The organism is Lachnospira multipara LB2003, from assembly GCF_000702205.1.
Classification (GTDB): Bacteria; Bacillota; Clostridia; order Lachnospirales; family Lachnospiraceae; genus Lachnospira; species Lachnospira multipara_A.
Genome location: NZ_JNKW01000004.1, coordinates 245,826 through 268,274, shown reverse-complemented (window position 1 = coordinate 268,274; position 22,449 = coordinate 245,826). Strand labels below are relative to the sequence as shown.

Genomic DNA, 22,449 nt, shown 5'->3' with positions numbered 1-22,449 from the left:
TGCATGGCCGAGTAGCCAAGTCGGGACGGGATAAACGCTGAAGGCATCTAAGCGTGAAGCCCCCCTCAAGATGAGATATCCCATACGAATGTAGTAAGACCCCTTGAAGACGACGAGGTTGATAGGCAAAAGGTGGAAGCGTGGTGACATGTGGAGCTGATTTGTACTAATAGGTCGAGGGCTTAACCAATTAAGGTTAAGGTTTGGATAGAGAGTGAGAAATCACTGAACATAAGCGAGGGTTATTCTTAGAGAATGACTTACGGATGAATATATTTAATGTGCAGTTTTGAAAGAGCAATCTTTCAGGTTATTCCTCGATAGCTCAATGGTAGAGCACTCGGCTGTTAACCGAGTTGTTGTAGGTTCGAGCCCTACTCGGGGAGCTCATAAGAATAAATGGTTTTGACCATTGGTTCTTATTCTTATTTTAAATAAGGCGCCATGGTCAAGCGGTTAAGACACCACCCTTTCACGGTGGTATCAGGGGTTCGAATCCCCTTGGCGTCATTTATTTAAGCCTGGCGACATAGCCAAGTGGTAAGGCGTGGGTCTGCAACACCCTGATCACCAGTTCGAATCTGGTTGTCGCCTCTGAGCTTTAATCGGTTGATTAAAGCTCTTTTTTTTATGCAAAAAAGTCAGAATTAGTGCATTTTACTAGCTAATATGTTATAATACAAAAGATTTAGTTATGACAAATGTGAGGGATTTATGATAGAGAAAAATAAGAAGTTTTTACCCGTTGCGATAATATGTATTCTAGGTATATGTTTATCAGGATGCAATAATAAGAAAGAAGCAGTTATTGTAAGTGAAGAATTAACAACACAGTCTGTATTAGCAGCTGACTTGGTTGATAAAAGTAATAACGAGAAATTTGACATAAAAGATCTTACAATGGATAATCTAAAGCTTTTTATGACAGAAGAAGAGGTAATAAAGCTTTTAGGAGAGCCAGTTACTAAATTGGATTCATCTGAAGTTGTAGATAAGAAGAAAGATGCAGCTTTAGAAGATGATAAGGATGAATATTTTGAGAGAGTTTATTCATACAATGAATTAAGCTTGATTTTTATAAAATTAGATAATGAGAATCACATGGTTGATTCGGTAAATGAAGAAGGAACATATAAGCTTACAGCTGTTGCTTCTTTAAGTGAAAAAAACGTTTTTTCTAGAGGATTAAAGGTAGGAAATTCCATAGATGATATTTTAGATAAATATTATCGAGATCAGGATTATAAGAGTAAATACTATAAAGAAGATGATGGAACAATTATTGGTAATTACCTATATGGAGATGCAACAATTGATAGTGTAGGTGATGATAAAATTGTTAAGTCAAGTCAATACGCAGTTATTGATTTTACAGGATATTCATCACTAAAGACAGCAGATGAATATATTATTACCTTTACTAGCTTTGATGATAATGAAGCTAGTGATAAAGTTGAAATTGATGACGCATTTGCACAATTGACATTTGATATGAATAATGATGGTAATATAACAGCTATAAGATGGTATTATTATCCTGAAGATTAGGGTTGATAAATTCAGATTCATAGGTATTCTGTTTTTATATATAAGTTTTTAATTTATGGAGGATTTGTTATGAGATCAACAACACTTGTTATCATGGCGGCAGGTATGGGAAGCCGCTTTGGTGGGGGCATTAAACAGCTAGAACCAATGGGCCCAAATGGAGAAATTATCATGGATTATTCTATCTATGATGCTATAGAGGCTGGATTTAATAAAGTAGTATTTGTAACAAGAAAAGATCTACTTGAGACATTTAAGGAAGTTATTGGAAATCGTATTGAGAAGGTTATTCCTGTAGAGTATGTTTTCCAGGAGATTGAGGATGTTCCAGAAGGATTTGAGGCACCAGCTGATAGAACAAAGCCTTGGGGAACAGGTCAGGCTATTTTAGCTTGTAAGGGTACTGTAAAGGATCCATTCCTTGTAATTAATGCTGATGACTATTATGGAAAGACTGCATTTAAGCTCATCCATGACTATTTAGTATCTGAAAGACCAGCTACAGGTAAGTATGATTTCTGCATGGCAGGATTTATCTTAGGCAACACATTATCAGACAATGGTGCTGTTACAAGAGGTATCTGCGTGGTTAACGATAAGGAGCAGTTAATTGGTGTTGAAGAAACAGGCGGCATTGTTAAGACTGCTACCGGTGCTAATGCTGAAAAGAATGGTGAAATTGTTGAAGTTGATCCTAAGGCACATGTTTCAATGAATATGTGGGGCTTTACAGCTGATTTCTTAGATGAATTAGAAGAAGGTTTTAAGGAATTTTTAGGTGGATTAAAGGAAGGCGATATTAAGAGCGAATATTTACTTCCATCAATTGTTGACCAGTTAATTAAGTCTAATAAGGCTGATGTAGCTGTATTAGAAACACAAGATAAGTGGTTTGGTGTTACTTATAAGGAAGACAAGCCAGTTGTTGTTGAATCAATTAAGAAATTAATTGAAGCTGGAGAGTATCCAGAAAAATTATATAATTAATAATGCTAAGTAGAGTACATTTTAAATGTACTCTACTTTTTGAGAAATAGTAGAGGATTTTTTAGGAACATATTAACATTGAGAGTAGACATAAGGGGTAAGAAATGAGAAAAATAGCTAGAGGAATATTATTATTAATATTAGTAACATTATTGGGTGGAATATGTGCATTTTTATATGAATACAATACAATAAGGGATGAGCATATTTCGGTAGCAAAACTTTACGTTGTGCCAGGTGAAGCTAACGAAGAGAGTTTACGAGCTAAAGACGGTGGATTAAAGGAAGATTTTGCTATCGTTTTTAAGAGTGAAGTTGTAATATCTGCAGCTAAACAATTAGCTGGAACATCTGATGATATTGAGAAGTATTTAACTGTAAAGACAGTAGCCAATAGTAATATCATTGAGTTGATTGTTTCAAATGTTGATCAGGGAACAGCCAAAAGATATGCAGATGCATTTGCATCAACAGCAATAAAGACAACTTCAATTATACCTGCAGAATCAATTCAAATTTTATCTGAAGGAACAGACAATAATAAAGCTTATAAGCCAGGTTTAATTACTAAGACTGCATTATTAACAGGCTTAGTAGCAGCAATAACATTAGTATTAGAGCTTCTTGTTGGATTATTCTATGTGTCATTTAGAAAAATTCCTGATAATGATGAATATTATGATTATGAAAAAGAACATGAAAAAGACAAGAAAAACAAAAATAAATTAAATAAAAATGATAATTATATGGCGCCTAATGTAGCTGAAGATGTTTTTGAAGAAGTGGACAGATACATTTTAGCCAGTGAAATAGAGTCTACAAAGAAAGACGAGAGTGAAACAAAGGAAAAAGCTTCAGAAAAGAATAATGTAATTACAGAAGAAAAGCTAGAGGAAGAACAAGAAAAAACTGAAGAGGAAAAGATAGAGGAACAGCAAGAAAAAACTGAAGAAGAAAAGATAGAAGAACAAGAGATGATTGAAGAAGAAATAGTAGAAGAACAGCAGGAAGAGAAAGAGCTTACTAAAGAAAATCAGGAAGCAACAGATAATGAAGTCTCTCCTGACGAAAAGATAGAAGAAAAAAGGGAAGTTGCTAAAGAAGATAAAGAGGAAAATAATAAGGGAAATAAAGAAGAAAATAATGAGGAGGTTAAAGCTAAGAAGAAATTTAAGATTTTTGGACGAGTTAAAAAATAACAAGTAAATAGTGATAGAAATATGAAATGTGAAATGACATGTTTAATCATGCTTATGCTAGAGAGGTGCAAAAATGATTAGTGTAAATATTGATAAATTGATAAATATGTCCTTAGATGATAAGAAAACTTATGGAGAGTTGGCAAAAAATGTCTTAGATGAGTTAAATGGAGAAAAAACTTTTGCTGTTGTAACTGGAGGGATGGGATCCTTCAAACTTGCATACAGCCTGTATGAAATGAAGAAAAAGGTATTGTTTATTGATGCAGATATTTCTAGTGAGATTTTTGTAGGGAAATATAAGCTAGGTAAAAATATACCTGGTGTAGTTGATTTTATTTCAAACGTACAAAAGACACCAAATATTATTTGCCATACGAATAAAGAAGGATTTGATATTATTTTTTCAGGCAGTAATGAGATTGGTAAGATTAACAAGGAAAATGAAATAATCATTAAAGGACTTATAGAATCTTTTGGTAAAGGATATGATGTCGTAATTGTTGATTCGGATATAAGTGGAACAGCAGCTAAGTATGTATATGCTTCAGTTGTTATGGTTGATGAGGATAAATACGATGAGGAAGAATTAGATAGCCTTGTAAAGGATCTTGAATCAGTAGGTTGTAACATTAAAGGAGTAATTATTAATGAGCAAAATTGATGAATTTATAGAAATGGTTAATGCTAGCGATAATATTGTTTTTTTTGGCGGAGCCGGCGTTTCTACAGAAAGTGGAATTCCGGACTTTAGAAGTGCAGATGGACTTTATATGAGTCAATATGGCGGCTTATCTCCAGAAGAAATAATTAGTAAATCTTTTTACATGTCACATCCAGAGACTTTTTTTAAATTCTATAAAGATAAAATGCTTTTTTTGGATGCAAAACCAAGTATTACCCATAAAGCTCTTGCTAAGTTAGAAGAAATGGGAAAATTAAAGGGTATAATTACTCAAAATATCGATGGACTCCATCAAATGGCAGGTAGTAAAAATGTTATAGAGCTTCATGGATCTGTACATAGAAATTATTGTGAAGTCTGCCATAGATTTTATGATCTTTCTTACATTGTGGAATCAGAGGGAGTGCCTAAGTGTCAGTGTGGTGGAAGGATTAAGCCAGACGTTGTTTTGTATGAAGAAAACTTAGATTATGGAGACATTGAAAAAGCTATTGATTTAATAAGACAGGCAGATATGTTGATTGTTGGAGGTACATCTTTGATTGTTTATCCAGCAGCAGGATTTGTTAATGAATATAGGGGAAACAAGTTATGTTTAATTAATAAATCTAAGACAAGTTTTGATTCAAAGGCTAATATATTAATTAATGATTCTTTAGGCGAAGTTTTCAAATTTTTCTTGTAAAAAAAATCCATAAAATATATATTTATAAAAGCGATATATAAACGCAAAAGAGGTATTTTATGGAAGGAATTTTACAGTTAGAAATAGGAGACATCCTTGAATTAAAAAAGAAGCATCCTTGCGGTAGTTATGATTGGAAGGTTATAAGTGTTGGTGCAGATATAAGGCTAGAATGCTGCGCTTGCGGACATAATATAATCTTAAAAAGGAGTGTATTACAAAAAAGTGTAAAAAGGATAAAAAGAACTTGATTTCCTTTTCTTATTATGATAGTATATTTATCTGTGATATATTTTTATCCTTGTTCCTTCGCCGTTGAAGGGACCTAAAGACCAAAAGGAGGTGCGACGTAGATGAATAAGTATGAGTTAGCATTAGTTGTAAGCGCGAACGTCGAAGAAGAAGTAAGAACAGCTACAATCGAGAAGGTTACTGATTTAATCACTCGTTTCGGTGGTACAATTACTGATCCAGGTACTAGCGAGAAGAAGAAGCTTGCATACGAAATTCAGCATATGAGTGAAGGTTTCTATTCATTCATTAAGTTCGAAGCTGACGCAACAGCTCCAGCTGAAATCGAGAATAGACTTCGTATTGTTGAAAACGTACTCAGATTCTTAATCGTTAAGGATGGCGAGTAATTAAACGACGTTTATTTTTGCTTATAGCTCTGTAGAGGAGGCAATTATGAACAAAGTAATTTTAATGGGCAGATTAACTAGAGATCCAGAAGTAAGATATTCTGCTGGAGATAACTCAAGTGCATTTGCTAGATATACATTAGCAGTTGATAGAAGATTTTCAAGAAATAATGGAGATGGTCAGAACACTGATTATATTCCATGTGTGGCTTTTGGAAAGTCAGCAGAATTTGCTGAAAAGTATTTACACCAGGGAACTAAGATGGTAGTTGTTGGTAGAATTCAGACAGGAAGCTATACTAATAAAGAAGGTCGTAAAGTTTATACTACTGATGTTATTGTTGAAGAACAAGAATTTGCAGAGAGCAAGTCAGCAGCTGCTAACAATAGTTCTAACTATTCAGAAGCAGCATATACACCATCAAGGGAAGAGCCTGTCCAGGAAGCTGGAGATGGTTTTATGAATATTCCTGATGGAGTTGAGGATGAGGGCTTGCCTTTCAACTAAGATAGGAGGTAGCTTACCATGCCAGAAAAGAAGGCTGAAAGATCAGAAGGTCAGATGAGAAGAAGACCTATACGTAGAAGAAAGAAAGTTTGCGTATTTTGTGCTGATGCTAATAAGGTGTTAGATTATAAGGATGTAGCTCTTTTAAGAAAGTATATTTCTGAAAGAGGAAAGATCCTTCCTAGAAGAATCACAGGTAACTGTGCAAAGCACCAGAGAGCTTTAACAGTAGCTGTTAAGAGAGCAAGACACGTAGCTCTTTTACCATACACTGTAGAATAATTACAGACATATTACGTATAACGTATATATATAGGACCATTGAGTATTCAATGGTCCTTTTTATTTTTATAAATTTTTAAGAACAAACTACAATTTGTGATATAATATCATTAGAATTAAAAAGTGACTAACAATATCATAAGGGGGATTTTTATATGGATAAGAGAGTTATAATCACAATAGGTAGAAGCTTTGGTAGTGGTGGACATGTTGTTGGGGAGTTATTAGCAACTGCTCTACAAATACCATATTATAACAATGAATTAATAAATTTAGCGGCTAAAAGAGGCGAACTTGATAAAAAAATAATGGAGAAATTTGATGAGAAAAAATCAAATCCTTTTTTATTTGAGGGGAATTATTCTGGAAATCAGTATGCTCCAAAGGGAGAACCAATGGAGGATGTGTTATACAAATTACAAAGCGAAGTAATAAAAAATATTGCTGCAAAGTCAGATGCAGTTATTGTTGGCCGTTGTGCTGATTTTGTATTGGAAGAAGAAGACGGCTATGAGCCAAAAATTGAAGTTATTAGCGTGTTTATTGATGCTCCAATTGACAGTAGAATTGAAAGAGTAAAAACTTATTTTGATTTTGATGACAAACAGGCTTTAAAATTTATAAAAAAGAGGGATAAGCAAAGAAAGAGCTATTACGAATCTCATACAAAACGTAAGTGGGCAGATAAGGAAAGCTATGGATTTTTCTTTGATTCAAGTAAGATGCCGATTAATGATATAGCAAGAGAAGTGAAAAATATTTATGACAATGTAAAAAAAGGTTAATAAGTATGTTATAATAAAGCAGATAGTAAAGTGGGTGTTTAGATTTATCTGACACCCACTAAAACATAGGTGGGCATAATTTATTTATGTATGGTGATATAAATGATAAAGAAAAGAAAAACGTCGTTTACTCCGACAGGACAATTAAATAGCTTATTTATATGGCCTACAATATTATTAATTGCTTTAGTACTTATAAATATTGTGGTTTATATAATTTCAATTCAGGCTGGCGTTGTAGTTAGTGTATTTATGTTTATATACCTTTTAGTATGCGTTGTTATGCTTATGGTACTGCGCCCGAGAGTGGCTCATGACTTGATAGAATTTGCATCCAACTATTCGCAGATTCAGCGCATGTTATTTAATAAGTTAAGTATTCCTTATGCTTTATTAGATAATAACGGTCAGGTATTGTGGTTAAATGAGGCAATGCAGGATTGCCTAGGTAAGGGGAAGGATTTTAATAAGAATATATCAACTATAATTCCAGAAATTAAATATAATATCTTTCCAGAGATTGGTAAGTCATATGATGTGCCAATAGTATTTAATGAAAGAAATTATCGTGTGGAACTTCATAGAATTAGTTCTGAAAAGATAACAGAGGGAACTAATATACTAGAAAAAAACTATAATTCAAGCTTGGTTGCAATGTACATGTTTGATGAAACAGATATAAATATGTATATCCAAAAAATCAGAGATGAAAGATTTGTAGTTGGTTTGGTTTATATTGATAACTATGAAGATGCCCTTGAAGCAATTGATGATGTTAGAAAGTCATTGTTTATTGGACTTGTAGATAAGAGAGTTAATAAATATTTTTCTCCAGGAGCTGCAATAGTAAGAAAAATGGAAAAAGACAAATATCTTGTTGTATTTAGATATAAGTATTTAGAAAAGATTCTTGCAGATAAGTTCAGTATTTTAGAGGATATAAAGGGTGTAAAAATCGGTAATGAAATGACGCTTACTCTTTCAATTGGTGTAGGTACAGGAGCGTCAGATTATTCTAAGAATTACGACATGGCAAAGGCCGCCATGGATTTAGCTCTTGGACGAGGCGGAGATCAGGCAGTTGTAAAGGATAATGATAAGATTCATTATTTTGGTGGTAAGAGCCAGCAGATGGAAAAAAATGCTAGAGTTAAGGTTAGAGTTATGGCTCATGCCCTAAAGCAGATATTAGAGACTAATGAAAGAGTTCTAGTAATGGGACATACAATTCCTGATATTGATGCTTTTGGCTCTGCGCTAGGTATTTATTTAATAGCTAAAAAAATGGGTAAGGATGCTCATATAGTATATGGTGAAGTAACAAGTTCAGTTAGACCTTTTATAAATAGGTTTAAAAATAACGATGATTATCCGGCAGATATGTTTCTTACAAGGGAAGAGGCACCACTTTTTGTAACTCCAAAAACAGTTGTAGTTGTGGTGGATGTTAATAGACCTCAAAGAACAGAATGCCCTGAATTACTTACAAAATGTAAGACAATTATTAATTTTGATCATCACAGAAGAACAAATGATACTATTACAGGTGCGGTTCTTTCATATATTGATCCATATGCATCATCAGCTTGTGAAATGATAGCTGAAATGATTCAGTATGTGGATGATAGCATTAAGTTAAAGGCATTTGAAGCAGATGCGATGTTTGCCGGAATTAATATTGATACAGATGGATTTAATAATAAGTCAGGTCCAAGAACATTTGAGGCAGCAGCTTTCCTTAGAAGAAATGGTGCAGATGTTACAAGAGTAAGAAAAATGCTTAGAAATGATATGGACGAGTATAGAGCAGTTGCAGAGGCTGTTAGTAAGTCAGAAGTTTATAGAGACGCATTTGCAATTACTATATTTAATGGAACAGGACTTGAAAGTCCTACAATTGGTGGAGCAAAGGCAGCTAATGATTTGTTAGATATTAACGGAATTAAAGGCTCATTTGTAATTACACCATATGAAGGAAAGATTTTTATCTCAGCTAGATCTATAGATGAAATCAATGTACAGTTAGTTATGGAAAAACTCGGAGGCGGTGGACATATGAGTGTGGCAGGTGCCCAGCTTGAAAATGTAACTGCTGAAGATGCTGTAGATATGATTAAATCTACACTAGATAATATGGTAGAAGAAGGAGAAGTGTAAGATGGAAGTAATACTTTTAGAGGATGTTAAGACATTAGGTAAAAAAGGACAGATTGTAAAGATAAATGATGGTTATGCAAGAAATTATGTATTACCTAAAAAACTTGGAATTGAGGCAACAGCACAGAATCTAAATGATTTAAAGTTAGCTAATAAAAGAGCTGAAAAAGAAGCAGCACTTGAACTAGAGAATGCTAAGGAATTAGCTAAAAAGATAGAAGAATCAGCAGTAACTGTTTCAATGAAGACAGGTGAAGGTGGAAAAACATTTGGTACAATTTCTACAAAGGAAGTTGCAGAAGCAGCTAAAAAGCAGTTAGGCTTAGAGATTGATAAGAAGAAGATGAAAATAGATGAACCTATTAAATCACTTGGAAGTTATATTATTTCTGTTAAGTTACATAAGAAAGTAACAGCTAAATTAACAGTTAAGGTTGTAGCTAAGTAATTAAAAAGAGGATAAGTAAATGGATGAGGCAATAGTTACTAGGCAGATGCCTAGCAGTATTGAGGCGGAAGCTTCTGTTGTAGGTTCAATGATGCTTGATAGACAGGCTATTCTTACGGCAAGTGAGCAATTAACTCAAGAAGATTTTTATTATGGCAATTATGGAATTATGTTCCAGACAATTGTTGATATGAATAATGAGGGAAAACCTGTAGATATTGTAACCCTCCAGGAGCGACTTAAGGAAAAAGATGCTCCACCACAGGTTTATAACCTCGATTTTATTCGTAATTTATTAGCTTCAGTGCCAACATCAGCTAATATTAGACACTATGCAGGAATAGTTAAGGATAAGGCACTTTTAAGAAGTATAATTAGAACAACAGAGAGTATAGCTAATGATTGTTATGCAGGAAATGATAAGACAGATGATATCTTAGCTGACACAGAAAAAAAGATTTTTGATCTTGTAAAAAATAAGGGAGATCACGAATATACAAGTATAGATAAGGTTGTACTTGAAGCCCTTGATAGAATTTCGGAAGCGGCTAAAAATAGAGGTAGTGTAACAGGTGTACCTACTGGATTTAGAGATTTGGATAGATATTTATCAGGTTTACAGCCATCAGATTTTATATTGGTTGCGGCTAGACCATCTATGGGTAAAACAGCTTTTGTATTAAATGTTGCAGAACATGTTGCAATTAAAGAAGGTATAACAACAGCTATTTTCTCATTGGAAATGTCTAATGTACAGCTTGTAAACAGAATGTTATCACTTGAATCTACAGTAGATGCTGATAAGATTAGAAGAGGTAATTTAGATTCAGGAGATTGGGGTAAGTTAATTGATGGTGCAGATAGTATTGCAAAATCTAACATAATAATTGATGATACTCCAGGTATTTCAATATCAGAATTACGTTCTAAGTGTAGAAAATACAAGTTGGAACATAACCTTGGACTTATAATTATCGATTACCTTCAGTTAATGAGTGGTAATGGAAAGACAGATTCAAGACAGCAGGAAATTTCAGATATATCAAGAGCGTTAAAGGCCTTGGCTAGAGAGTTAAATGTACCGGTTGTTACACTTTCTCAGTTATCAAGAGCGGTAGAACAAAGACCTGATCATAGACCAATGCTTTCAGATTTGAGAGAATCTGGTGCTATTGAGCAGGATGCCGATGTTGTTATGTTCTTATATAGAGATGATTACTATAACAAGGATACAGAATTCCCTGGAGTAGCTGAAATTATTATAGCTAAACAGCGTAACGGCCCTATTGGAACAGTTAAGATGGCATGGTTACCAGAACAGACAAGATTCGCAGATTTATTAAAAGACGAGCGATAATAATAAAAAAGAAATAGCCCTGATTCAGTAAACACATATAAAATATATGCTAAATGAATCAGGGCTATTTTTTTAATACGTATTAGTTTGTTATAAAAAGATGCATCCTAATATACTTAGATAAGTTAGACTTATATTAAGCTAATAGGTTAAAACATCCTACTCACGTAGAAAACTACTGTGGGTTAGGAGCACCAACAGGACATACACCTGCACAAGCACCACAATCAACACAAACATCTGCGTTGATTTCGTAGTGTGAAGCGCCTTCGCTAATAGCTTCTACTGGACATCCAGCTGCACAAGCACCACAACTAATACAATCATCACTGATTACATATGCCATGATAATTACCTCCTTTTTAAATATAGTTAATTATACGATAAACGGGTTAATAAATCAAGGAAAGTCGCACGGTTACTCGATTTAACACATGATTAAGTCTTCATATGTAGAAAAAAATTTGTCTTATTTTTCATAAAAATATTAGAAAAAAACTTAAGTTCCAACAGTCTTATTATAAGCTTGCTTGACAAGAATAGTTGATGTGTTATTATACAAATTGGACAATTAAATTGTGCACTAGATTTTTAGAAAAGAAATAAAGAAAGGGTATAAATAAAATGAGAAGAATAACAAAGGATACAACAATAGGTGATGCATTAAAGATAGAGCCAAGCATTATTCCAATTCTTATGGGAGCAGGAATGCATTGTATAGGTTGCCCATCATCAATAGGTGAAACAATTGAAGAGGCAGCAGAAGTTCATGGAATTGATTGTGACGACTTAATGGAAGAAATCACAACATATCTTGCTTCTCTAGGTTAATATTGTTGATTTAAACAGGATACAATAATAAAAAAGACAGTTTTACAATTATGTAAAACTGTCTTTTGTTTTTGCACTTTTTGTCTTGCTATTATTTATAGCGAAACTAATACCTGAACCGCATGTTTTTTAATAAGTGTATCTGCATGACCATTAAGATAATTAATTCCAGCCGAATCAATAGTTTCTTTTTTACCATATTCAGAAAGAATATTACAGATCTTGTTAAAGTTAATAGAAGATGTATTCTTTCTTGTTATAGTAAGATAATATTTAGCTTCATTCAAGCTCTTATATAATATGCTATCGTCTGAGTAAATAGGAAGAATTATCTTAGAAGCAGAAGTTACATCATCAAGTGAATCAAAGGAGAATACTCTAACAATAACTGGTGGAGTTAAGTTGTCTGCCGTAGCATTTTTTTCTTTAATGACATTATCTTTATTCTCACTAGTTGTGTTGCTTTCCTTATTAGTCTTTGATATTGACTTACTAAAAGGAACAAAATTATTAGAATCCTTTGTTGAAATGTTCTTCTTATTAAGGTAATCCTTAACCTGGCTAAAAATATTCATTAAATCTGAATTAATTTCGCCCATTTCACTATCTAAATTCTCAACGGAATCAAGTTCTTCTGATAATGTTACAACGTTATCATCATTGTCCTCATCATCAAAATCGTCGAAATCATCGTCGTCGTTAAAATCATTATCTTCTTCATCAGCATCTGAGAATCTTGAAAAACGAGTATCGAGTTCTTCAGGATTTTCTACTTTAGTGATGATTAGTATGATACATTCTGATGAAACAGGAATTGCCTCAATCATAAGTGGTAAGTCCTCTGATTCAAATCCAAATTCGCTATTTGCTTGTTTCATCATATCACGGAAAAGTTCTCTTGCTTTTTCACTTCCATAAGCTAATTCACTTATTTTTAAATGTCTTGATGCAAGGTCAGATTTATTAAGTGTGCATCTAATTTGGTTATCATTAATCCTCTCAATTTTCATAAGGCACCTCACATTCTTAAATACCTACTCGATTAAAATCGATAAATGAGGTATTAGATAAAACTTAAATAAGTACATAATTATCTAACAATCATAAATCTTTTCATATTATGTTATCGACATGTTATCTTAAATGCTTTATCTCTAATTTAATAATAACGATTTTTATATCCTATGTAAAGGACTTAAAAAGGTATACTAATTAAATTTTATCACAAATAATAAAAAATGTATAAACAAAATATAGTAATTTAGCTTCTTGACAAATCAAAAATATTCTTGTAATATACAAAGCGGATGTTACTCGTGCTTCACCTAAGATGAAGGAGGATTAGTTATTAATTCTGATAAGTATGAGATAATCAAATTACTCGGAGTAACAAAGCAATCTAGAATATATTTAGTAAGGCATAAGACGCTGCAATTTTTAAGAATTGCAAAAATAATATCTAAGGCTGATGAGACCTATCTAAAGGCTCTTGAGTCAGCTAATCTAATAAGAAATCTTAAACATCCTAATATTCCACAGCTAATTGATATTGAGAATGAAGAAGAACAGCTTGTAATAATTTTAGAATATGTCAAAGGAATTGATTTGAAATCGTATGTAGAAAAAGTAACACTTAGATCTAAAGATATTGCTAAGATTATGATTAAATTATGTAATATACTGGAATATATGCATAATGAGGCTGGAATTCTTCACATGGATTTAAAGCCGGAAAATATTATTGTTGATGATAATGATGATATTTTTCTTATTGATTTGGGTAGTGCAGTAGTAGCAAATTCTAAGCAAAGGGTGAATACGGGTAGTCCAACATTTGCTTCACCAGAGCAATATTTAGATGAGTATGCAACTATTCAGTCGGATATATATGGATTGGGTATGGTTATGCGCTTCTTATGTGATCATGGCGATGTTAGCAAAGACAATAATATGCTAGATGAGATTGTAAAAAAATGTATTAAACATGAACCGAGTCAAAGATTTAAAAATGTAAAAAAGGTAAGAACAGAATTAGAAATCGCTCTAAATACCTTTAGTAGCACAGAGGAAACGTTCACTTATATTTTTGTGAGTGGCATAAGAAGAGGTATAGGCGTAACCCATATCTGTTTATGTCTAGCTAGATGGATAAGAGAGTATACGTCAGTTTCAGTCTATGACTATTCGCAAAATAATCACTTACGTACAGAGGCCCTTAAGGGGAATCTAGAGTCTAATGGGTCATTTAGTCTTAATATGATCAATATAATTCCACAAACTAATGAAACAATAAATATTATGGACAATTCTAGAGTTCGCATTGTAGATTGCGGATTATTAGCAGATAACAACATAGACAAGCTAAAAGAAAGTTTATTAAGTAAAAGTGAAAATAACAGGGCTATTAATCTTGTTGTTATGGGCGGTGGTCATGGAATTTATGATGAATTGGAACAGTTAAAAAACGTTCATAAAAACTGCGCTTTATTTGTTAATTTAGTGAGTGCTAGGGCATTTTATGATTATGCAAACCTTCTATATGAAAGAGAAATGTACAGAATTCCTTGTATTTATGACTGGCAGGACAGTTCTGATGTTTTAGAACAGATGCTATATGAGTTTAAAAGTGAATATTTAAGTGAATATGTTGGGAAAGGAAGGATAACTGCATATGATAGAATCTGTTTCTTTACAAAAAAGATTTTTGGAAAAAAGAAGAAGATGGAACGCTAGAAGAAAGAATAGATTTAAGGATTTGATTGGATTGAATTCAAGAAGGTCTAGTAAAAAGGTAATTGGATTAATAGGACTTTCTAGAGGCGTAGGAACATCGCATTTAAGCCTTATGCTAGGAAATTATTTGGTAAATGTATTAGGAATAAAAACGGCAATAGTTTGCTTTGATGACGGTAGTTTAGTGGATCTTTTAAAGCAAATTTTTGATAGAAAAAACAATAGTATTTTTTCAAAGAATAATGAAGAAGTAGAAAAGTTTCGCGGTATAACACACAATGGCATAGATATTTTTAGTCATAGAAGTTGCGAGAACTGGAGAACTTTAACTAACACATATCAATATGTGATTATAGACATAAGTGTGAGTGATTATAACTATAGTAAGGCAGTTAAAGATTTTGTTAGCTGCGATAAGAAAATTATTGTAGGGTCCATGACACCATATAAACTAAATGAGTGTATTGAAAGATTTAAGCGAATAAAGACGCTTGTAGGAAAAGAAGAGTTGAGTGTGGTAAGCATGACCTATAATAAGGAAGAAGCTAAGGCTTTAAAGGAATCATTTGGAGTAACAATAAAAGCTATTCCATATGAACAAGATTTAAGAGTTACAAACGGCAGTAACCTTAAATGGCTAGACGAATTAATATTTGCACAAAAAAATATATCACATACAATTTAATACAAAAATAAAATAAAGTAATCTAAGTTAAATATGGTGGTTCCCTCTGCGTATATTTGGCTGGTAAGCTTTAAAAAGCTACTGACATTAATTCATTTGTAGGTATTTGATTATCTATACGAGTGATGTATAATGGTCGGTGGCTTTTTTTATGCCCTAGTGTTACAATAGTGATTATGTTGCTTAACATAGATATTAAAGTAAGAATAAATGGAGAGATTTATGAATAAAGAAAATCAAAAAAAGAAAGTAACTATAATTGGAATAGTAGCTATTTTAGTAGTATTAATTGTGCTTTCAGTTGTGGTTTACATAGCTAGATATTCGCCGACTAAGGAGACTATGAGCGGATATACCTATTTTGGAATTGAGAATGGTAACGAGAATGTACTTGTTATTCTAGACGGACAGAATTTTGAAGACAGCGGAATATATGTGGATGACAGATTATATATAAAACAGAATCTAATAGAAGATAGTATTAATATTAGATTCTATTATGATGAAGAAAGTGGTAACGTTCTTTATTCTGACACACATCATATTTATAGTTTTGTAACTGGCGAAGCTAAATATACAGATGAAGAAGGAAATGTAACTAATACAGATAACGTAGTAGTTCTTAATCAAAATGGTGAGAGATACCTTGATTGGGAATATGTTGCAAGCCACACAGATTTAAATTATGAACTTGCTAAAAATCCTAATAGATTAGTAATTAACACAAGTTATAATGAAACTAATTGTGCAGATACTAAGAAAAAGGCAACTGTAAGATACAGAGGTGGCGTAAAAAGTTTAGTATTAGAGACACTTCCAAAGGAAACTAGAGTTACGGTAACTAAGGACTTAGGTAATTGGCTTGAGGTAATAACTCCTTCAGGAATTAAGGGTTATGTAAAACAAAGCGAATTAAATAAGACATATTCATATGTAAGAGATACAACTTATCAGGATGAATATGAATCTATTTCATATAATCAGAGCATAAATCTTGCCTGGTTTCAGGTAGGAGGCGTGGCAGGAAATGCAACATTAGATTCAGCGCTTTCAGGAACTAGTGGCATTAATATTGTTTCACCAACTTGGTATTCAATTACAGGAAATGATGGAACAATGAGCTGTTTTGCCTCTCAGGAAACAGTTACAGATATCCATAATCGAGGCATGGAGGTTTGGGCATTAGTTGATGACTTTAATACAAACGTTGATTTTAAGACACTTTACCAGAGTAAGAAAGCTAGAACTAAGATGGTAAATACCCTTATATCAGATGCTAAAAAATATGGCTTTGATGGAATTAATCTTGATTTTGAAAAAGTAAAAAAAGAATATTCAAGAGACTTCTTACAATTTGTAAGAGAGTTATCTATTGAATGTGAAAAAGCAGGAATTGTTCTTTCCACAGATAATTATAAGCCAGAAAGTTACAATGAATGTTATAGATTAACTGAGCAGGCTTCATTTGTTGATTATGTAGTTTTAATGGCATATGATGAACATTATGCTGGAACTGAAGCAGGTTCTGTATCATCACTTCCATTTTTTAAGGAAGCAATTAGCGATATGATTAACTTAGTTCCATCAAATCAGATTGTGGTTGGAATTCCATTTTTTACAAGAATATGGACAACAACTAATGGTAAGACAACAAGCAGTGCAGTAGGCATGGATGAGGCAATCAACCAAATGACAAAGGACGGTTTTTCAGCATTATGGAATGAAGAAATTGGACAATATGCTGTAAACTATGAAAAAAATGGATCTACAATTCAGATATGGTTTGAAGAAGAACAGTCTGTTGAAGAGAGAATGAAGGCGATTTCTGAATCTAATGTAAGCGGTGTAGCTGGCTGGAAGTTAGGCCTTGAAAAGAAAAGTGTATGGGGAATAATTAACAAATATCTTAATAAGTAGATAAGAAGGAGAAGTCATGGAAACAAAGGTTAGAGTGATTTCAGGAAATGAGAAAACAGATAATTTAATATATGAAGAAGCTAAGGAAATCCTTGAAAAAGGAGGACTTGTTGCATTTCCAACAGAGACAGTTTATGGACTTGGTGGAGATGCCCTTGATAAGGAAGCTTCTAAAAAAATCTATCAGGCTAAAGGACGACCATCAGATAATCCTTTAATAGTACATATTGCTGATTTAGATGCTTTGTATAAATTATCAGTGGAAGTTAACGATAAAGCATTAGCACTTGCTAAGAAATTTTGGCCAGGCCCAATGACAATGATTTTGAAAAAATCGGACATTGTACCAAAGGAAACTACGGGTGGACTTGAAACTGTAGCTATAAGAATGCCAAGCCATAAGGTGGCTAATAGATTAATTAAGCAGTCAGGTGTATATATAGCAGCTCCAAGCGCTAATACATCAGGTAAACCAAGTCCAACTAAGGCAGAACATGTTATTAATGACTTATCAGGAAAAATAGATATGATTATTCAGGATGATACAGTTGATATTGGCTTAGAGTCTTCAATTATAGATTTAAGTGAAGACGTTCCAACAATTCTTCGTCCAGGATATATTACAAAGAAGGATTTTGAAGAAGTATTAGGTGAGGTAAGAATTGATCCAGCGATTGTTGGAGAGCTTAAGCCAGGTGTTAAACCTAAGGCTCCTGGAATGAAATATAAACATTATGCTCCAAATGCTCAGATTACTATAGTTGAAGGAAGCATAGAAAATGTGGTTGACTACATTAATCGCAAGGCCAAGGAAGATTGTGGTAATGGCAAGAAAGTAGCAATAATGACAACAGATGAAACCAAGGATTTATATAATGACTATCATAAATATATACTTGGCAGCAGAAATGATGAATTAAGCATAGCTAAGAATCTTTACAAAGTCCTAAGAGATTTTGATAAGGATGGTATTGAAGTGGTATATTCAGAAAGCTTTGAGAATGTTAGCGCAGGACAGGCTATTATGAATAGACTTATTAAGGCAGCAGGACATAAAGTTGTTACTGTTGATTAGAATCAAATGTTTTGATAGAATTTGTATGGTATTAATTAGGCAAAAGTATGTGACTGGGGGGTGACCTGCGATTGAGTACAATTAATAGAGTTATTTTTGTTTGTTCTGAGAATACAAGCAGAAGTCCTATGGCAGCAACTATCCTTGCTAATATAAAGCAGGATATAAAGGTTGAATCTCGTGGAATGGTTGTTTTGTTTCCAGAACCATATAATCCAAAGGCAGTTGCAATAGCTGCAAAGCATGGATTTATAATACCGAACAATTCATCAGAAGAAATTAATGCAAGCGATTTTGGAAATGATACATTAGTGTTAACTATGGATTCTAAGATGAAGCAAAAAATTTATGATTCTTTTGATGAAGCAATAAATGTTTATACTTTATCAGAATATGTTGGTGAAGTAGATAAAGAAATAATTAACCCATATGGCAAAGGGATGGAAGAATATAATCTGTGTTTTGACCAGATTTATGAATTAGTGAGTAGGGTAGCCGTGGAATTACAAGATCAAGATGATAGCGATTTGGAATCTGATTCAGAGGAATTAGAGGAAGATGCTAATAAAGAAGACATCATTGTTGTACCTGTTATTAATGGTAATAACAAAAGACAAGGAAAAGGACAAATTATTAAAGATTAAAGGAGTTTAGTATGAAGGTAGCAATCGGATGCGATCACGGCGCAATTGAACTTAAGGAACAGTTAATTGATCATTTAACAAAGAAAGGTTATGAGATCGAAGATAAGGGAACATATACAAAGGATTCTTGTGATTATCCAGTATATGCTAAGAAAGTATGCGAATCAGTTCTTTCAAAGGAAGCAGAATTAGGAATTCTTCTTTGTGGAACAGGTATTGGAATGAGTATGGCAGCTAATAAGGTTAAGGGTATTAGAGCAGCATTATGTAGCGACTGCTTCTCAGCACAGGCAACAAGAGAACATAATAATGCTAACGTATTATGTATGGGCGCTAGAGTACTTGGACCAGAATTAGCATTTAGAATTGCAGATACATTCTTAGAATCAAAATTTTCTAATGATGAAAGACATATTAGAAGAATTAGTATGTTAGAAGACTAATAATATTAATAACATAAAGGAGGTGTAACATATGAATGAAAAACGTAAAGATTATATTTCTTGGGATGAGTATTTTATGGGAGTTGCTAAGCTCTCAGCTATGAGATCTAAAGACCCTAACACTCAAGTAGGGGCTTGCATAGTAAGTATGAATAATAAAATTTTATCAATGGGTTATAACGGATTACCAATTGGTTGTTCAGATGATGAATATCCATGGGGCAGAGAAGGAGAACCACTTGATAATAAGTATTTTTACACTACTCATAGTGAGCTAAATGCAATTTTAAATTACCGAGGAGGTAGTCTAGAAAATTCTAAAATATATGTTACACTTTTTCCTTGTAATGAATGTGCCAAGGCAATTATACAGTGCGGAATAAAAGCAGTGGTGTATGATAGTGATAAGTACGCTGATACAGCTTCAGTAATAGCATCAAAGAGAATGCTAAAGTCTGCAGGCGTGGAGATTATTAAATATCAAAGTTCAGGAAGAAAAGTTTCATTAGATTTGTAATAAAGTTCAAAAAAAGCTTTAATCTTAATCATAGATTTAATTCTATAATTATGATTAAAGCTTTATTTTTATGTCTTATTTTTATGCTTTATTTTTAAGTCCTATTTGTAGCAAGGTCTGTGTGGAATACTGAAAGTTCGAACCTTTCTATGAATTTCACATATTCCTTGAAAGTTCCGTTGTATATAGAAAGAAGGAGATTGTTTAGTTTCTGAAGAGATTCTGACACATATTCTTTAGAGATAATGCCTTTATTAATGGCATCTGCAAGTTCATCTAAATCTACAACACGATATTTTCCATCTTCATCAACGATTACATCAGCAAGCAAATCAGTAAATACATAGCTGTCTTCTTTCTGATTATATTCTGTATTTATAATATCAACATAAATATAAGTTAGAGAGTTGTCATCTCTATAGAATTTACTTACCTTTATGCCTTCATTCATAACATAATAAGAGATGCCGTGGGAAAATTCCTTCTTAGGCTTAAGGGTGTTCCAAATAGTAACGATTCTATCTGAATCCTGATAAACAATGATATCATCTTTTAATTCTACACATTCTGAAGGTATTAATCGTTTTCTATATAATGTTGCCATGAAAACCCCTCCCTTTATATTGAAGTCACAACGAATTCCTTTTTATAAGTTTCTAAAGAATCGTATATTAAGAAAATTATAACAATAAAAAAGATAAAATTCAAATAGATTTATGAATTTATTTTGATACAAAATTAACAAAATGTGGACAATTACAAGAATTAATGTTAAAATATGTATATCTGTTTTGAAGGGATATCAACTATGGATAATAAAGGAAAAGCATTGAAGAATATAGTGCTAGTATCCCAGATAAGTATTTGTGTAATGGTACCACTTTTTGTGTGCGTTGCGCTGGGTGTTTGGCTAGATGGAAAATTAAACACAAATCTCTTTTCCCTAGTATTATCAATACTAGGAATTGCGGCAGGAGGAAGGAACGCTTATGCTCTCGTGAAGGCCACGATAGTGCAAGATGAAGCTAAGCGGAAAAGAGAAGAAGAAGCGCTTATTAAGGAAAAGGTGGAACGTTATAATCGTGAACACAATAATAATGAACGTGAAGAAAAAATAAAAAGATAAAGATTAAATAATGTATATGGGCTCTAAGTATAACTCAAAGTAAGGATGGTATTTTATGCTAGAAAGAATTAAGCAGGTTAACGAAAGCTTACCAGGAATGTTTTTAGTAGAGGGAATTTATTTTTTTGTAGGGGTTATCATTATCTTATTTTTAGTTCCAGGAAATAAATTGTATTTAATTTCTGGTTTTTCTTTTGGTGTTCTTTATGCATTATTTTCATCATTCCATATGAGTCTTGTGATTCGTAAGGTTATATATAGTAATGAGCGTGGATCAAAATCATACGTTTTAGGCTATCTTGTTAGGTTAACGGCGATGATAGCTGTTTTTTTGGTATTGTTTTTGCTTCATGCAGGACATCCGATTTGTGCCATAGTTGGCATGTTTTCAATGAAAGTAGCGGCTTATATTGAGCCGTTTACTCATAAATTATTATCTTAAGAAAAGGAAGGTGAGAAGGTGGGCGCTTTAAGTTTATACACATCAGTAGCTGGTGAGTCTAGTTTCATGATTTCTACATTCTACAAGTTTAAGCTTGGCGGAGTAGAACTTGGAATTGATTCAACTCATGTAGCTATGTTGATTGTGTCAGTCTTCATTATCATTATGGCTATTATAGCTAGAGTGAAGATTAACAAAGTTAATGCCACGGACACACCGGGAACATTCCAAAATATTATTGAAATGATAGTAGATATGCTTGGCGGAATGGTTGATGGAATTATGGGCAGCAATGCTTATAGATTCAAGAATTACATTTCAGCCTTATTTATATTTATAATCATATCAAATATTTCGGGCGTTTTTGGTCTGAGACCGCCTACAGCGGACTACGGCGTAACATTATGCCTTGGTCTTATAACTTTCGTCTTAGTACAGTTCAATGGTATTAAGAAGAATAAGTTAGGACATTTTGGCGCATTGTTCCAGCCAATTTGGTTCTTATTCCCAATCAATTTAATTGGTGAATTTGCAGTTCCGTTGTCATTATCATTACGTTTATTCGGTAACGTAATGTCGGGTACAGTACTTATGGGCTTAATCTATGATTTACTTGGTCCTTACACAGTAGCTTACCCATCATTACTCCATGCATACTTTGATATCTTCTCAGGATGCATTCAGGCGTATGTATTTAGTATGTTAACAATGGTATATGTTAACGACAAGATTGCCGATTAGGCAGATTACAAAA

Annotated in this window: 27 protein-coding genes, 3 tRNA genes and 1 rRNA gene; 28 read left to right on the top strand and 3 right to left on the bottom strand. The window is 33.0% G+C overall.

Annotated elements, in window-relative coordinates; genetic code table 11:
- From T537_RS0103940 to dnaB, 17 genes are all read left to right on the top strand, one after another.
- A 23S ribosomal RNA gene (locus T537_RS0103940) occupies positions 1 to 190 on the top strand; the annotation flags it as partial.
- A gap of 124 nt (positions 191 to 314) precedes the next feature.
- Positions 315 to 386: transfer RNA gene (locus T537_RS0103935), tRNA-Asn, on the top strand.
- A 52-nt stretch (positions 387 to 438) separates the two neighbouring features.
- Positions 439 to 510, top strand: a tRNA-Glu gene (locus tag T537_RS0103930).
- 13 nt (positions 511 to 523) lie between these two features.
- Positions 524 to 594, top strand: a tRNA-Cys gene (locus T537_RS0103925).
- Positions 595 to 714: 120 nt separating this feature from the next.
- A complete protein-coding gene (locus tag T537_RS0103920) occupies positions 715 to 1,548 on the top strand; it encodes a hypothetical protein (protein ID WP_027436890.1) in 834 nt (277 codons plus the stop codon).
- Between the two features lie 69 nt (positions 1,549 to 1,617).
- Positions 1,618 to 2,535: a nucleotidyltransferase family protein gene (locus T537_RS0103915; RefSeq protein ID WP_031556415.1), complete on the top strand. Its 918-nt coding sequence runs from the start codon at positions 1,618 to 1,620 to the stop codon at positions 2,533 to 2,535.
- A gap of 104 nt (positions 2,536 to 2,639) precedes the next feature.
- Positions 2,640 to 3,734: a YveK family protein gene (locus tag T537_RS12820; RefSeq protein ID WP_027436892.1), complete on the top strand. Its 1,095-nt coding sequence runs from the start codon at positions 2,640 to 2,642 to the stop codon at positions 3,732 to 3,734.
- Positions 3,735 to 3,807: 73 nt separating this feature from the next.
- Complete coding sequence (locus T537_RS0103905; protein ID WP_027436893.1) at positions 3,808 to 4,398, top strand: P-loop NTPase family protein; 591 nt, start codon at positions 3,808 to 3,810, stop codon at positions 4,396 to 4,398.
- Positions 4,385 to 5,104: an NAD-dependent protein deacylase gene (locus tag T537_RS0103900; RefSeq protein WP_027436894.1), complete on the top strand. Its 720-nt coding sequence runs from the start codon at positions 4,385 to 4,387 to the stop codon at positions 5,102 to 5,104. Before T537_RS0103905 ends, T537_RS0103900 begins: the two co-directional genes overlap by 14 nt.
- 59 nt (positions 5,105 to 5,163) lie before the next feature.
- Positions 5,164 to 5,355 (top strand): DUF951 domain-containing protein, encoded by a 192-nt coding sequence (locus T537_RS0103895; protein WP_027436895.1) that lies wholly within the window; start codon positions 5,164 to 5,166, stop codon positions 5,353 to 5,355.
- Positions 5,356 to 5,457: 102 nt separating this feature from the next.
- Positions 5,458 to 5,745 carry a 30S ribosomal protein S6 gene (gene rpsF, locus T537_RS0103890; RefSeq protein WP_027436896.1) on the top strand — a complete coding sequence of 96 codons (288 nt, stop codon included), beginning with the start codon at positions 5,458 to 5,460 and terminating at the stop codon, positions 5,743 to 5,745.
- Between the two features lie 46 nt (positions 5,746 to 5,791).
- Entirely contained in the window at positions 5,792 to 6,253 is a 462-nt protein-coding gene (locus T537_RS0103885; protein WP_031556412.1) for a single-stranded DNA-binding protein, read from the top strand.
- Between the two features lie 18 nt (positions 6,254 to 6,271).
- Positions 6,272 to 6,535: a 30S ribosomal protein S18 gene (gene rpsR, locus T537_RS0103880; protein ID WP_027436898.1), complete on the top strand. Its 264-nt coding sequence runs from the start codon at positions 6,272 to 6,274 to the stop codon at positions 6,533 to 6,535.
- Positions 6,536 to 6,690: 155 nt separating this feature from the next.
- The gene (locus T537_RS0103875) at positions 6,691 to 7,320 is read left to right on the top strand and encodes a cytidylate kinase-like family protein (RefSeq protein ID WP_031556410.1); all 630 of its coding nucleotides are present in this window, start codon (positions 6,691 to 6,693) and stop codon (positions 7,318 to 7,320) included.
- A 102-nt stretch (positions 7,321 to 7,422) separates the two neighbouring features.
- Positions 7,423 to 9,477, top strand: coding sequence for a DHH family phosphoesterase (locus T537_RS0103870; RefSeq protein ID WP_027436899.1), 2,055 nt, complete (start codon positions 7,423 to 7,425; stop codon positions 9,475 to 9,477).
- Position 9,478: 1 nt separating this feature from the next.
- Positions 9,479 to 9,925 (top strand): 50S ribosomal protein L9, encoded by a 447-nt coding sequence (rplI, locus tag T537_RS0103865; protein WP_027436900.1) that lies wholly within the window; start codon positions 9,479 to 9,481, stop codon positions 9,923 to 9,925.
- A 19-nt stretch (positions 9,926 to 9,944) separates the two neighbouring features.
- Complete coding sequence (gene dnaB / locus T537_RS0103860; protein ID WP_027436901.1) at positions 9,945 to 11,282, top strand: replicative DNA helicase; 1,338 nt, start codon at positions 9,945 to 9,947, stop codon at positions 11,280 to 11,282.
- 175 nt (positions 11,283 to 11,457) lie between these two features.
- Here the strand turns inward: dnaB and T537_RS0103855 are convergent, their stop codons facing one another.
- Entirely contained in the window at positions 11,458 to 11,628 is a 171-nt protein-coding gene (locus tag T537_RS0103855; RefSeq protein WP_027436902.1) for a DUF362 domain-containing protein, read from the bottom strand.
- 278 nt (positions 11,629 to 11,906) lie between these two features.
- Between T537_RS0103855 and T537_RS0103850 the strand changes: the two genes are divergently transcribed.
- Entirely contained in the window at positions 11,907 to 12,113 is a 207-nt protein-coding gene (locus T537_RS0103850) for a DUF1858 domain-containing protein (protein WP_027436903.1), read from the top strand.
- A gap of 95 nt (positions 12,114 to 12,208) precedes the next feature.
- On the opposite strand, the gene T537_RS0103845 is transcribed toward T537_RS0103850, so the two are convergent.
- Positions 12,209 to 13,123, bottom strand: a complete 915-nt coding sequence (locus tag T537_RS0103845) for an adaptor protein MecA (protein WP_031556407.1) — start codon at positions 13,121 to 13,123, stop codon at positions 12,209 to 12,211.
- A 337-nt stretch (positions 13,124 to 13,460) separates the two neighbouring features.
- Here T537_RS0103845 and T537_RS0103840 point away from each other — a divergent pair, with 337 nt between their 5' ends.
- From T537_RS0103840 to T537_RS0103810, 7 genes are all read left to right on the top strand, one after another.
- On the top strand, positions 13,461 to 14,846 hold the full coding sequence (locus T537_RS0103840; protein WP_081823248.1) for a serine/threonine protein kinase: 1,386 nt from the start codon (positions 13,461 to 13,463) through the stop codon (positions 14,844 to 14,846).
- Positions 14,785 to 15,531, top strand: coding sequence for a hypothetical protein (locus T537_RS0103835; protein WP_031556403.1), 747 nt, complete (start codon positions 14,785 to 14,787; stop codon positions 15,529 to 15,531). Before T537_RS0103840 ends, T537_RS0103835 begins: the two co-directional genes overlap by 62 nt.
- A gap of 222 nt (positions 15,532 to 15,753) precedes the next feature.
- Positions 15,754 to 17,448 (top strand): glycosyl hydrolase family 18 protein, encoded by a 1,695-nt coding sequence (locus T537_RS0103830; protein ID WP_031556401.1) that lies wholly within the window; start codon positions 15,754 to 15,756, stop codon positions 17,446 to 17,448.
- A gap of 16 nt (positions 17,449 to 17,464) precedes the next feature.
- Entirely contained in the window at positions 17,465 to 18,523 is a 1,059-nt protein-coding gene (locus tag T537_RS0103825; RefSeq protein ID WP_031556399.1) for an L-threonylcarbamoyladenylate synthase, read from the top strand.
- Positions 18,524 to 18,594: 71 nt separating this feature from the next.
- Positions 18,595 to 19,167 (top strand): arsenate reductase/protein-tyrosine-phosphatase family protein, encoded by a 573-nt coding sequence (locus T537_RS0103820; RefSeq protein WP_242839155.1) that lies wholly within the window; start codon positions 18,595 to 18,597, stop codon positions 19,165 to 19,167.
- 11 nt (positions 19,168 to 19,178) lie between these two features.
- Positions 19,179 to 19,610 carry a ribose 5-phosphate isomerase B gene (rpiB, locus tag T537_RS0103815; RefSeq protein ID WP_027436909.1) on the top strand — a complete coding sequence of 144 codons (432 nt, stop codon included), beginning with the start codon at positions 19,179 to 19,181 and terminating at the stop codon, positions 19,608 to 19,610.
- A 31-nt stretch (positions 19,611 to 19,641) separates the two neighbouring features.
- Positions 19,642 to 20,127: a deoxycytidylate deaminase gene (locus tag T537_RS0103810; RefSeq protein WP_027436910.1), complete on the top strand. Its 486-nt coding sequence runs from the start codon at positions 19,642 to 19,644 to the stop codon at positions 20,125 to 20,127.
- A gap of 94 nt (positions 20,128 to 20,221) precedes the next feature.
- Here T537_RS0103810 and T537_RS0103805 read toward each other — a convergent pair whose 3' ends face one another.
- Positions 20,222 to 20,731, bottom strand: coding sequence for a ribonuclease FAU-1 family protein (locus tag T537_RS0103805; protein ID WP_027436911.1), 510 nt, complete (start codon positions 20,729 to 20,731; stop codon positions 20,222 to 20,224).
- A 204-nt stretch (positions 20,732 to 20,935) separates the two neighbouring features.
- Here T537_RS0103805 and T537_RS0103800 point away from each other — a divergent pair, with 204 nt between their 5' ends.
- The 3 genes from T537_RS0103800 (at position 20,936) to atpB (ending at position 22,436) form a co-directional block, all read left to right on the top strand.
- The gene (locus tag T537_RS0103800; RefSeq protein ID WP_051554827.1) at positions 20,936 to 21,253 is read left to right on the top strand and encodes an AtpZ/AtpI family protein; all 318 of its coding nucleotides are present in this window, start codon (positions 20,936 to 20,938) and stop codon (positions 21,251 to 21,253) included.
- A gap of 55 nt (positions 21,254 to 21,308) precedes the next feature.
- Entirely contained in the window at positions 21,309 to 21,695 is a 387-nt protein-coding gene (locus T537_RS0103795; protein ID WP_027436912.1) for a hypothetical protein, read from the top strand.
- Between the two features lie 66 nt (positions 21,696 to 21,761).
- On the top strand, positions 21,762 to 22,436 hold the full coding sequence (atpB, locus tag T537_RS0103790; protein ID WP_051554850.1) for a F0F1 ATP synthase subunit A: 675 nt from the start codon (positions 21,762 to 21,764) through the stop codon (positions 22,434 to 22,436).
- Positions 22,437 to 22,449 lie beyond the last annotated feature (13 nt).